This window comes from Pseudoalteromonas sp. T1lg65 (assembly GCF_051930985.1).
GTDB lineage: Bacteria > Pseudomonadota > Gammaproteobacteria > Enterobacterales > Alteromonadaceae > Pseudoalteromonas.
Window position 1 is genome coordinate 3,646,598 of record NZ_CP196837.1, and the last position, 12,426, is coordinate 3,659,023.

Below are 12,426 nucleotides of genomic sequence, written 5' to 3' on the forward strand. Positions count from 1 at the left end.
TTGTCTAATTAGAAACCTAGTTTTTCAATGATTTGATTTGCTACGACTTTTGCACTTTGTTCATCTGTGCGAACAACGTGATCTGCAATCTCTTTATATAGAGGCTCTCGTTCTCCTGCCAGTCGTTCTAATACGTCACGAGAGTCTTCTTCTGTTTGTAGCAGTGGACGACGCTTATCACGCTGAGTACGAGCAACTTGTTTTTCAATTGGTGTCTCAAGGTATACAACAATACCACGCGCTGACAGCTTGTTACGTACTTCTTTGCTGATCACTGAACCGCCACCTGTTGCTAACACAATGCCTTGCATTTCTGTTAGATCAGAGATAACAGTTTCTTCGCGCTTACGAAAGCCTTCTTCACCTTCAATGTCAAAAACCCACGAGATATCGGCGCCAGTACGGCGTTCAATTTCCTGATCCGAGTCAAAAAATTCAAGGTGTAATTGATCAGCAATGTGACGACCAATCGTGCTTTTACCAGCCCCCATCGGGCCTACTAGAAATATATTACGTTTCTCAGCCATATCTTTTTAGTACAAACGAACTCTAAAATTTGAAATAAAACCCCGCCTAACGACCTGGCCCCAAAATTAAGGAGGGGATTATCTCAGTAATCAAAGAGCAATTTCAAGTCAAACCATACAAAAAGACTAATACTTTTGCTGGTCCGCGAATTATAAACCGTCCTGAATGATTTTAGGGGTCACGAATATCAACAGTTCTCTCTTCTCATTTATGTCACGAGAATTTCTGAAAAACATACCAAGGTACGGGATGTCGCCAAGCAATGGGATCTTACTTACCGCCGTTTTCAGCTCTTGTTGATAAATACCTCCCAATACAATTGTCTGGCCATTTTCAACCAGTACTTGTGTTTGTATTTGTTGGGTGTTGATAGCAACAGCCGGTCCATTTGGCGTTTGCACAATATCACCTTTCGTATCTTGAGTGATGATTAAATCTAAAATAATTTTGTTATCCGGTGTAATTTGTGGGGTTACTTCTAGGCTCAGTACCGCCTTTTTAAAGCTTACCGACGTTGCCCCACTGGAAGACGCTTCCACATAAGGGATCTCTGTACCTTGCTCTATTCTTGCTTTCTTTTGATTTGCCGTGGTGATACTTGGGGTAGCAATGATCTCCCCTTTATTTTCCTGCTCTAGCGCGGATAATTCCAAATCAATCAAAGTGCCATCTGCAAGCTTTGCAATATGCACTCCGATACTTCCCGCAGCAGTACTTTGCACACCGAGGTTAACATTTAAACGGTTATCAAGCGTGGGGATGGTGCCACCAGCAAGGGTTCCAGCCCCCTCCAGTGAACCTGAAATACCGTCAGTACCTTGTTGATCACTAAACCCCCAACGAACTCCTAAGTCTTCCTGCACGTTGTCGTCGACCGTAACCATACGAGACTCTATACGCACCTGTTTAACCGGAACATCCAACGTTTCCACCATACGACGAATGCTTTCGATGCTACGTGCTGTATCTTTGATCAACAAAGTATTTGTGCGCTGATCAACAGAAACACTGCCTCGTGCACTAACGATAGAATTAATATCAGTTTTTAGTAGGCCTGCGAACTCAGCTGCTTTGGCATAGTTGAGCTGAATATATTCACTATATAACGGCTCTAACTCTTCTACTTGTTGACGGGCCTGGAGCTCTTTGGCTTCTCTGGCTGCTAATTCTTCCGATGGTGCAACCATCAAAATCGAACCATCCATTCTTTTGTCGAGACCTTTAACGCGCAACACAACATCAAGCGCCTGATCCCAAGGCACACCGTCCAAGCGAAGCGTAATGTTACCGGCAACAGAATCACTAGTGACTAAATTAAAGTCATTTGTATCTGCAATAATCTGTAACACTGAACGAATAGGGATATCTTGAAAATTAAGTGAAATGGGTTGACCACTATAGGCTTTTTGTTCACCAAAGGCGGCAGCGCCTTGGTCTTTTCTAACCGTCAAAGTAAAAATATTGCCTAGCTGCTGATAGCTATACTTGAACGCAGCATTTGGTTGAATAATTAACCGACTTTTATTCTCTTCTCTGAACGTTTCAATGCTCGATACTACCGTACCAAAGTCAGTCACATCAAGTTCGTACAACAGATCGTCAGCAAGGTCTATATGATGGAAATCAGCAATGATTTTGCCACCTCGCTCCTGCACATCAACCGCCGCTTGATTGTGTTCAAGGAAGGCAAGTATTTTGCCCTCGCCTTTATCTCCGCGACGGAAGTCTATTGCTTGGATTTGATTAATTCTGGAAGTAACAGAATTAGATTGTTCACCCTCACTTACAATGGGATTGTCGGAGATATGAACATTCACAAGATTATTTTTGACTTCCGTTTTATAAAGTTTGAGTTTATCTAGATTGATGGTAAGGGCAAAGCCATCCTCTCGAAGCTCACTGGTAACATTTGTAATACCCGCTTGAACAATCTCGACAACGCGTAAACTCTCTTCAAATTCAGCGCCTTGAAAAAACAACTGAATACTTGCTGGAGAATTGCTTACACTGACATTGGGTTTAGTTGTAAGTTTTTCATCAAATACCAGTTGCAGCTGGGTTTCACCCGCAGGCACCGGATTGTAGCGTACATCGTAAAGCATGGGTAATGCATGTACCAAAGAGCTAACCGCCATCAACACAAAGCAGCAAAGAGCACCAAATATGCTATCCATCAAGCGGATATTTTTGCACCTAACTTTCCTGTTAAACATCGTTTGTGCCACCTTGTTCTACCTCTAACATTTCAACTTTTGTAAGTCGCTCTTTCCAACACCCGGAGCCATCGGGGATCAGCTCTAGTAATTCCAATGAATCTGCATCTACTTTTAGCACCTTACCATGATATAGCCCCATAAATTGGCCCGCTTTGATACGATAGAGTCCTTGATTAGAGGTCTGTATTAAAGCCCATCGTTCGTCGTCTAATGCAATAACGCCTTTCATATTCAAGTTATCCAATGGGTACTTCTCAAGTGGGTCTCGGCCTCGATCTGGATCTGGATGTAGACAGTTTTTTACCTGAATGAGTTTATTTTCTATGACTTCAGGTTCGGGTGCAACAAACGGGCTACGCAGCGTCGATGCACTATATTTAAAATGACTAAAATCTTTCATTTCTGGTAAAGGCTCAACTTTTGGAGTAGAACTCGCCTTTACCTTATCTATAAATTCTTTTTGCTCTGCCGTACCGTCATTACAACCAGATAGCAAAAGTACGACACTGATAGCTAACCAATACCTCATTACGCTTTCCCTTGCTCATATCGGTAAGTTTTCGCCACAACACTGAATACAAGTTCTCCATTACCCGCATTTTCAATTCTAAAATCATGTAGGCTAACGATCCTCGGCAACTCTGCAACTTTACTCACGAACTCTCCAAATTCATGATATTTACCAATGACTTCTAGTCTTATAGGTAGCTCAGTATAGAATTCCTTTTTAACCTCAGGCATCCAGCCAATCTTTAAGAACGTTAATCCACTTGAGGTGCCAACATAGGTTAAATCGTCCAGCAATCCTGGGGTTTCATTCGAGCTCGGCAGACGTCGCAGTAGTTCGGTGAATTGTGCTTCCATGTCTCTCATTTGTTGTTTATACAACTCAAGATTGTTAGCTCGAGCGTACTTTATCTCATAATTACGTCTAAGCTCTTGTTCTTTAGCTTGAGCACTCTCATAACGGCTGATAGAACTGGCCACCATAATGTTGTAACCCAAGACCAACATAACAATCACGACCAGTATTGAGCAAAGTAGTTTTACCGCAAAAGGCCACTCACCAATATTGTCTAGTTCGATCTCGTTCCAGTCTATTTCTCTTAAGCTGTTGATATCCAACTTCATCACTTCCCACCGTGCTTACGTTTTAGATTGGCAGCGTCAACCTCTTGGAAAGACTTAATAGTAAAGTGCATCGTAAAGTCACTAAGTAACTTAGATGACTGTTCACCTGCAACAATCCCTTGAATGCTTGGACTTTCAAGCAAATAAGAAGACTCTACTTGACGCAGCATTTGCGATAAGCGGTTATTGGACTCGCTTCTGCCAACCACCTTGATCAAGCTGCCTTCTCGCTGTAAGTTAGTTAAATACACACCAGCAGGCACCACTCGAGCAATTTCGTCAATGATTTGCGTGCCTAAATTACGATTGCGCTGCAGCTCTTCAATTAGCCGGATACGACGCTGAAGACTATCTTTCTTTTCATTCAGGTCGTTAATAGCCACAATGCGCGTGTCTAGTTTTGCTATTTCCATTTCTAAATAGCGATTCTTTACGTCTTGCCCCGAGCGCAGACTATCGTAAAAGCTGCCGAGAAAATACATAACAACTAAACACACAGCAATGATCAGCGCAATGATCACTAAAAAGAGTTGCTGCGAAGCTTGCCTTTGCTGTTCACGCCAAGGCAGCAGATTTATATGTGGCATGCTGAAAAACTCCTCAACGCCAATCCAGTTGCCAAAGCAAATTGTGACTTGTGTTTATCTAATACATGACGGTCTACTTTTGGGGCAACTTCCATCTGGCCAAATGGGTCAGCAACGACAGTGTGAATACCCAATTCATCGATAAGCAGTTTATCTAGTCCTTCGACCAAGGAGGTTCCTCCTGTCATGACAATATAATCGACTTGTTCTTTCCCGCTTGAAGTCATAAACATCTGTAATGCACGTCTAACCTGCTGTAGCAACGCGGTTTGAAATGGTGCCAAGACTTCAAAAATGTAATTTGGCGGCAAGTCTTTCGTGGTTTTTGCTAATTCGGCCTCGTCATAACTTTTATTGTAGTAAGCAACGATGCTATTTGTGTATTGTTCACCACCAAACATTTGCTCTCGGGTATAAATCACTTTCCCCGATTGCACCACACTCATGGATGTAATCACCGCTCCGACATCAACAACCGCGACCACTTTGTCATAGGCATCATCGGGGAGTTGTGGATAAAGTACGTCCAAAGCGCGACCAAGGGCATAACACTCAACATCAACTACTTTTGCTTTCAACCCTGCTTCTTCTAGCGCGCCAACTCGGGCTTGAACACTTTCAGTGCGTGCTGCTGAGAGCAATATATTCACCTTAGAAGGATCGGCTTCATTTACCCCGATTTTCTCGAAGTCTAGACTGACTTCATCAAGCGGATAGGGGATCAAACTATCTGCTTCAATGGCGATCTGAGACTCTAATTCAGCATCTGTTAATGACACGTCCATGAAGATCACCTTGGTTATTACAGTCTGTCCAGAAACAGCAACAGCAGCATACTGTGTCAAACGAGGCAGGCGCTTTTTTATTTTTGTGATAGCATTAGCAATGGCTTCAATGTCTTGAATAGTGCGTTCGTTAACCGCACCTTTTTGGATAGGCTCAATTGCTACAGCCTCGACACGAAAACCGATATTCGCCTTTGAAAGCAAAACCGCTTTAACACAATGGGAACCAATATCGATACCGATCATTTGTGGCGCTTGTTTGTTAAATAACTGACTCAGCATCGGGTATGCCTATTATCCTTTGTGGTGTTACGCTAAAAACTAGCACACGGAAATATTAATCGTTTTTTAATCAAGATATACTAGCAGTGTCTACCTATAATTGGGAGTCCAACTAGGGATAATTCAGTGAAATTATTGAAAAGATTTTTACAATTCAGTCTTGCTTGTACCCTATTAGGCGTACTTATTCTCGTCATCCTTTATTATTATGTCAAATCTGATATCCCAAGTGTAGAGGTATTGAAAGATGTGCAACTGCAAACCCCAATGCAGGTCTTTACTCGTGATGGCAAGCTGATAAATCAATTTGGTGAGAAACGACGTATTCCAGTAAAGTTAAGTGAAGTTCCAGAACCTCTCAAGAAGGCTTTTCTCGCCACTGAAGATAACCGCTTTTACGAGCATTTTGGTATTGATCCGATAGGCATCGTCCGTTCCGCATTTGTGTTAATTACGACTGGTGAGAAAAAACAAGGTGCAAGCACCATCACAATGCAGTTGGCAAGGAACTTCTTTTTAACGAGGGAAAAAGCTTATATTCGTAAAGTAAAAGAGATTTTTATCGCTTTACACATGGAACAAGTGCTGAATAAAGACGAAATATTAGAACTCTACCTAAACAAAATTGAGCTTGGTCACCGTGCATTCGGGATCGGAGCTGCAGCCCAAGTCTACTACGGTAAAAGCCTATCAGAGCTAACGCTGCCGCAAATGGCAATGATTGCAGGACTGCCAAAAGCACCTTCTACGTTAAACCCTATCAGCAACCCCAGCAGAGCAAAATCAAGAAGAAACGTCGTACTGGGGCGAATGCTCGCAGAAAACTACATTACTCGAGAACAATACCGAGAAGCTACTGAGGCACCAATCACAGCAGAAAGACACGGTGCTGAAATTGAATTGTATGCACCGTACATTTCTGAGATGGTGCGTGCCTACATGGTCGAACGCTACGGTAAAGACAAGGCTTATAACTCTGGAATGAAGGTCTATACCAGTGTCGAGTCAGATGTTCAAAAAGCCGCACAAACCGCGCTCATTGAAAATCTACATCGCTACGACATGCGACATGGTTTCCGTGGACCAGAACGCCTGCTGTGGGACAGTGAGACGGATACACCGTGGGATAGTGAAGCAATTTTGGCCAAGTTGGATAACATCGAAGAGCTCGATCCATTACAAGCCGCAGTAGTGCTTCAAGTGAATGAACAATCCGCGCAATTATTACTTAAGTCAGGCCAGTTTATCTCTCTTGGCTGGGATGGCATAAAATGGGCTCGTAAATACATCAGCGACGAACGTCAAAGTCTGCCACCAAAAGTAGCATCTGAAGTGCTGGCTCCTGGCATGCAAATTTGGGTCAAACAGCTTGAAGATAACCAGTGGACGCTAGCGCAAATTCCTCAACCATCCAGTGCTCTGGTTTCTCTTGATCCGCAAGATGGACGGATCAAAGCCATTGTTGGTGGTTATAGCTTTGCACAAAGTCAATACAATCGAGCCACACAGGCAAAACGCCAAGTCGGCTCTAACATTAAACCATTTATATACTCAGCAGCGCTCGAAAACGGTTACACATTAGCCACCATTATTAACGATGCGCCAATTAATCAATGGGACAAAAGCCTTGGCATAGCATGGCGACCAGCCAACAGCCCAGAAGTCTACAACGGCCCAATTCGCATTCGCCGCGCACTAGCGCAATCCAAAAATGTAGTTTCTGTAAGGTTGTTAAAAGGCGTTGGGCTAGACAACACCGCTGATCACTTACTGAAGTTTGGCTTTCAAGACAGTGACATTAACCGTAGCGAATCTCTCGCCTTAGGTAGTGCGGCGATGACTCCGCTGGAAATAGCTCGAGGCATGAGTACATTTGCTAATGGCGGGCACCTTATAGAACCCTATTACATTGATCGGATCACCGATGCGTTTGGCAATGAGCTAGGGCGAGCTGCACCACTATTAGTATGTGATGAAGAACAGTGGGAGCAGCATCCGGAACGCTGTGCACCAAAAGTGATTTCGGAACAAAATGCGTTTCTCATCGCGGATGCAATGAAAAGCACAATTTGGGGCGGTGGAAGCTGGCGTCATAACACAGGTTGGAGTGGCACAGGTTGGCGTGGACAGTCGCTTAAGAGACGGGATTTAGCCGGAAAAACGGGAACCACGAACTCATCTGTTGATACTTGGTTTACTGGCTTTAATCGTAATGTTCTTACCACTGTATGGGTCGGGTTTGACGATGCAGGTCGCTCACTTGGACGCGCCGCCTATAATGCAAACTTAGGCACGAACCAATTAGCCGGTGCAGAAGCTGGTGCAGTTACCGCTTTGCCAGCCTGGGTAGATTTCATGCGCGATGTCTTAGCTGGTGAACCACTTGCCCCGATAGAACCACCTCAAGGGCTGGTTTCTACCCGTATCGACCTCAAGACAGGTTTATTATCGCGTAAAAATGATCACACCAGCCGCTTTGAATATTTCGAAGAAGGTACCGCACCAACAAAATATGTGCTTGATACTGAGCAGAGCACCCCATTTGATGACAGCGCACCACTGCCCGCGCAAGATGAGCTATTTTAAATAAATCAAAAAGCCGATATTGAGTGATATCGGCTTTTCTTGGCTTATGTATTTTTACGCAAAATCTGGTTTATAGCCTCCAATTTAAGCAAAGCTAAAGTCACTTAAGGTTTTGGCATAACCAGAACAGATCGGAATGGATCCCAGAGGCGGTAACTTCTTTACCAGCACCAGGTCCTTGGATAACTAAAGGATTTTGCTCATACCATTTCGTGTGGATCACAAAGATATTATCACCTGGAGTTAAATTCGCGATAGCACTGCCCACAGGAACGATAGCGACTCCCACTTTAGCATGCACCTTACCATCATCCTGCAGTTCAAGTTTGCCGGTATAGCGCAACACCCCATTTTGTGCAGCCGCTTGTTGATATTTTTGTGCGTAAAAGTTATCCAACAACTCTGTTTGTGCGAGAAAATCTTGCCAAGAGCCTAGCGCCAAAGCCTCAGGCATTAATGGCTCTAACTCTATGTTTTCAAGTTCTAACTCTATGCCAAGATCACGAGCCAAAATCAGTAGCTTGCGCTGCATATCACGACCAGATAAATCTTCTCTTGGATCCGGTTCGGTATAACCCATCTCTTGCGCCTGCAGCACCAACTCAGAAAAGGCGCAACTGCCATTATAACTACTACAGAGCCAAGATAGTGTTCCTGAAAATACCCCTTCGATTTTACTAACTGTATCACCACTATTTTGTAGATCTGCCAACGCAAAGTTGACAGGCAATCCTGCTCCTACGCTGGTGTTATATCGCCATAATAGGTCACGCTCTTGGAGCTGTTGACGAAGTGACAAGTACCAGCTTTGCTTCGCTGTACCAGCATATTTATTTGCACTGATAAGATGACAATCATGCTCCACAAACTGCGGATACAACTCACTAAAGGGTTCGCTCGCAGTAATATCGATAACGACTTTGTGTTCGTAATCCAATTCTTTGATCCGCGCAAACAGCTCTTGCTCACTGTAAGCAACCGCTTCATTCTGCCACTGCGTTTGCCATGCAGATAAGTTCAATCCACTTGGACAAAATAACATTGATTCTGAGCGCAATAGACCGACAAGTTTCAGGTCAAAGTGCTCACTCAGTTTGGTGATTTGTTTTTGGCATTGCTCGATAAACACTTGTCCGACATTACCAATGCCCGCCACAATGACAGCAAGTTCACGGCCCTTATTAATCAGTTTCTCATGAAGTAACGCCAGTAAATCACTGTCGATCACTTGATCCGTCAATACCAAACTATAATTTTGCTCTTGTAATGTGAAGCGCTTTACAATTTGATGCTCAGCCAATAATTCCTGCGCTTGTGCCATCAAGTGCGTAACGTCCTGCTCAGGAGCAACAACTGCAAAACCTTGCACTTGAGATTCGACTAAGTTTGCGCGATGTTCAAGCCTATTGATGATCAAGTTGCTATACGCAGAAGGCACCAATAAATACGCTTCCCCTGCTTTTACGAAATGATGAATGCTGTGCTGGATCAACTGGCTTAACTGTTTTACTTCACCACTGTGTAGCTGCTCTACTCGCAATAAATCAAGCTGTTCAAAGGTAGTGATAAAGCGCTTTTCTTTGGAGTAACCAGCTTTGACGATTTCGGTGCCTAACGCGTCTGGATCGTAACTACTGCGTACTTGCAGTTTGATATCCGTATCTTTTAACGGCGAAAGCGTCTTAGCATGTAAAACAGGATTACCCAATCGGGCAAGGAGTTCCGCTTGCCCCCTACATACCTTGGAATATTTAATCGCATTTGCTACTTTTCGCGGATCGGTGCTGAATACACCTTGTGTATCGGTCCAAATTGCCACTTGGCTTGCATCCAGGTAGCTGGCCAGCAAAGTCGCACTGTAGTCACTGCCATTACGGCCCAACGTTACCGTTACACCTTGATTATCAGCAGCGATAAACCCCGTAACTACATGGATCTCGTCAGTGGTGACAGCGCCATGACAGGCTTCTCGATTTTGTGCATGCAATAACGTTCCATCATTTAACGTAAATAACTTCCTCGCGTCTAGCGCTCTAGAAGCCACTCCTTGCTGCTGCAAGAAATTAGATAAAACACGTGCTGACCATACTTCACCGTGGGCGAGTAGACTGGCATTATGCAATCGACCGCTTTCACTCTCGGCAGCAATAGTCTGTAATTCGTTAAGTAACTGAGCAAGTAGCTCTGCATGTCGATCACCATGAAACAACGCATCTATAAGCTCACGCTGGTGATTCTCCAGCTGTAACAAAATATCATTAAACGCTCGAACATCAGATTGCTCATGGCTTTGCCACAATTTCACCAAAGTGTTTGTGGTTTTTCCCGCTGCGGAAACGACCACACAATCCCCTGGCTGACACTGCGACAGCACAATATTTGCAACTGCTTGATAACGCGTGGCGGAACTTAAACTAGAACCACCGAATTTATGTACTACTTTTGCCATTTGATCACCATAATGCCGTGTGGGCTGGCGTTAATTTAAAGCCTTTTGCTTCATCCGATGCTGGTTGCTCATTTAACTGAGTAAATGCCTGCTCTAAGTCCGCAATTAAATCCTGCACGTCTTCAATGCCCACCGAAATTCGGATTAAAGTATCACCGACTCCGGCTTCTAGTCTTGCCTGTGCATCCATACCCGCATGCGTCATTGTTGCAGGGTGACAAATCAAGCTTTCTACACCACCTAACGACTCAGCCAGTGAAAATTGAGCTAAAGAAGTCAAGAACTTCGCAGATGTAGTCAGGTCACCCTTGATATCAAAACTAACCATACCACCAAAGCCGAACTGTTGCTTTTTGGCTAATTCATGTTGAGGATGTGATTCTAAACCGGGGTAATACACTTGGCTTACAAAGGGTGACTGTTCAAGGTATTGTGCTATTTGTAATGCATTTTCTTGATGCTGGCGTAATCTCACCTTTAACGTTCTTAAGCCTCTAAGCGTGAGATAGCTATCAAAAGGTGCACCCGTGATCCCAATGTTATTTGCCCACCAAGCAAGCTCCTCGCCCAGCTCAGCAGTCTTTGTGATCACCGCGCCACCAACAACATCTGAGTGGCCGTTAATGTATTTGGTGGTGGAATGCACCACAATATCTACGCCAAACAAAATAGGATTTTGTAGCGCAGGAGATAGGAAAGTATTATCAGCCGCAACAAGTGCACCGACCGACTTTGCAGCCTTTACTACCGCTTCAATATCCGTTAAGCGTAAAATTGGATTGCTCGGCGTTTCTATCCATACCAACTTAGGTTTGATAGCACCGAGTTTTTCTAAACTGGCTGAATCGGTTAAATCTAACACCTCAACTTTTAACAGTCCTCGTTTTGCTAATGACGTAAACAACCGATAACTACCACCATAGCAATCATGTGGGATCACTAGCGTATCATCGTGATTAAGTAACTGAGTAACTAGATGGACCGCTGCCATGCCCGTTGCGGTAATAATTCCCCGCTGACCGCCTTCTAATTCAGCTAACGCTTCAGCCAAAACGTCTCTATTGAAATTGCCACTGCGTCCGTAGTCATAATCTCGTTTGGTATCAAAATCGGCAAACGAGTAAGTGGTCGATAAATAAAGAGGGGGCACTACTGCACCGTGGGCTTTGTCAGCTTCTATGCCGTGGCGTACTGCAATTGTAGATTTGTTGCGTTGACTCATTTGGCCACCTAGATAATTGGATGTTTAGACGTCTAAAAGGTTAATTCAACAAAATAGAGAAGTCAAAACATTTATACTGCTAAATGGCTAAATAACTAGTATTTGACTATCTTTTTTAAACCGATAAAATTTCGCCATTTTAGGCGTTTAATATGCTAATACGACTGAGTTTTTGAAACTATGGCAGAGAACTATCAATCACGCCAAGCTGCGTAAAGTTCAGCCTGTCAGAACCTAGTCATATTGGCATTGATGTAACTGAGGCAAGTACACAATTATGGCAAAATGGAATGGTGAATATATTCACCCATACGCAGAGCACGGTAAAAAAGCAGAACAGGTTAAAAAGATCACCGTATCTATACCACTCAATGTACTGAAAGTACTCACTGATGAGCGTACTCGCCGTCAAGTGAATAACTTACGTCATGCAACTAACAGTGAACTTTTATGTGAGGCATTTCTTCACGCCTTCACTGGGCAACCACTACCCAGCGATGAAGATTTACGAAAAGATAACCCAGAAAAGATCCCGCTAGAGGTTAGAAACATCATGATAGAGCGTGGACTGGAAATTCCAGAAATAAACGAAGAATAATAAAAAAGCCTCAATTGAGGCTTTTTTCGTAGCGACACCGCA

10 protein-coding genes are annotated in these 12,426 nt (G+C 43.7%); 2 read left to right on the forward strand and 8 right to left on the reverse strand.

Going from position 1 to position 12,426, the window contains the following annotated elements:
* Positions 1-8: 8 nt before the first annotated feature.
* From aroK to ACSLBF_RS16250, 6 genes are all read right to left on the reverse strand, one after another.
* Positions 9-527: a shikimate kinase AroK gene (aroK, locus tag ACSLBF_RS16225; protein WP_440054382.1), complete on the reverse strand. Its 519-nt coding sequence runs from the start codon at positions 525-527 to the stop codon at positions 9-11.
* A gap of 150 nt (positions 528-677) precedes the next feature.
* Positions 678-2,702: a type IV pilus secretin PilQ gene (locus tag ACSLBF_RS16230; RefSeq protein ID WP_440056255.1), complete on the reverse strand. Its 2,025-nt coding sequence runs from the start codon at positions 2,700-2,702 to the stop codon at positions 678-680.
* A gap of 31 nt (positions 2,703-2,733) precedes the next feature.
* Positions 2,734-3,273, reverse strand: a complete 540-nt coding sequence (locus tag ACSLBF_RS16235) for a pilus assembly protein PilP (protein ID WP_440054383.1) — start codon at positions 3,271-3,273, stop codon at positions 2,734-2,736.
* Complete coding sequence (locus tag ACSLBF_RS16240) at positions 3,273-3,875, reverse strand: type 4a pilus biogenesis protein PilO (RefSeq protein ID WP_440054384.1); 603 nt, start codon at positions 3,873-3,875, stop codon at positions 3,273-3,275. Before ACSLBF_RS16240 ends, ACSLBF_RS16235 begins: the two co-directional genes overlap by 1 nt.
* The gene (locus tag ACSLBF_RS16245; protein ID WP_440054385.1) at positions 3,875-4,462 is read right to left on the reverse strand and encodes a PilN domain-containing protein; all 588 of its coding nucleotides are present in this window, start codon (positions 4,460-4,462) and stop codon (positions 3,875-3,877) included. Before ACSLBF_RS16245 ends, ACSLBF_RS16240 begins: the two co-directional genes overlap by 1 nt.
* Positions 4,450-5,529, reverse strand: a complete 1,080-nt coding sequence (locus ACSLBF_RS16250; protein WP_440054386.1) for a pilus assembly protein PilM — start codon at positions 5,527-5,529, stop codon at positions 4,450-4,452. The genes ACSLBF_RS16245 and ACSLBF_RS16250 overlap by 13 nt, the downstream gene beginning before the upstream one ends.
* Before the next feature lie 126 nt (positions 5,530-5,655).
* Between ACSLBF_RS16250 and ACSLBF_RS16255 the strand changes: the two genes are divergently transcribed.
* Positions 5,656-8,115: a penicillin-binding protein 1A gene (locus ACSLBF_RS16255; protein ID WP_440054387.1), complete on the forward strand. Its 2,460-nt coding sequence runs from the start codon at positions 5,656-5,658 to the stop codon at positions 8,113-8,115.
* Positions 8,116-8,215: 100 nt separating this feature from the next.
* Here the strand turns inward: ACSLBF_RS16255 and metL are convergent, their stop codons facing one another.
* Complete coding sequence (metL, locus tag ACSLBF_RS16260; RefSeq protein ID WP_440054388.1) at positions 8,216-10,564, reverse strand: bifunctional aspartate kinase/homoserine dehydrogenase II; 2,349 nt, start codon at positions 10,562-10,564, stop codon at positions 8,216-8,218.
* Between the two features lie 4 nt (positions 10,565-10,568).
* A complete protein-coding gene (gene metB, locus ACSLBF_RS16265; RefSeq protein ID WP_440054389.1) occupies positions 10,569-11,786 on the reverse strand; it encodes a cystathionine gamma-synthase in 1,218 nt (405 codons plus the stop codon).
* Positions 11,787-12,063: 277 nt separating this feature from the next.
* Between metB and metJ the strand changes: the two genes are divergently transcribed.
* Positions 12,064-12,384 carry a met regulon transcriptional regulator MetJ gene (metJ, locus tag ACSLBF_RS16270; RefSeq protein WP_440054390.1) on the forward strand — a complete coding sequence of 107 codons (321 nt, stop codon included), beginning with the start codon at positions 12,064-12,066 and terminating at the stop codon, positions 12,382-12,384.
* Positions 12,385-12,426 lie beyond the last annotated feature (42 nt).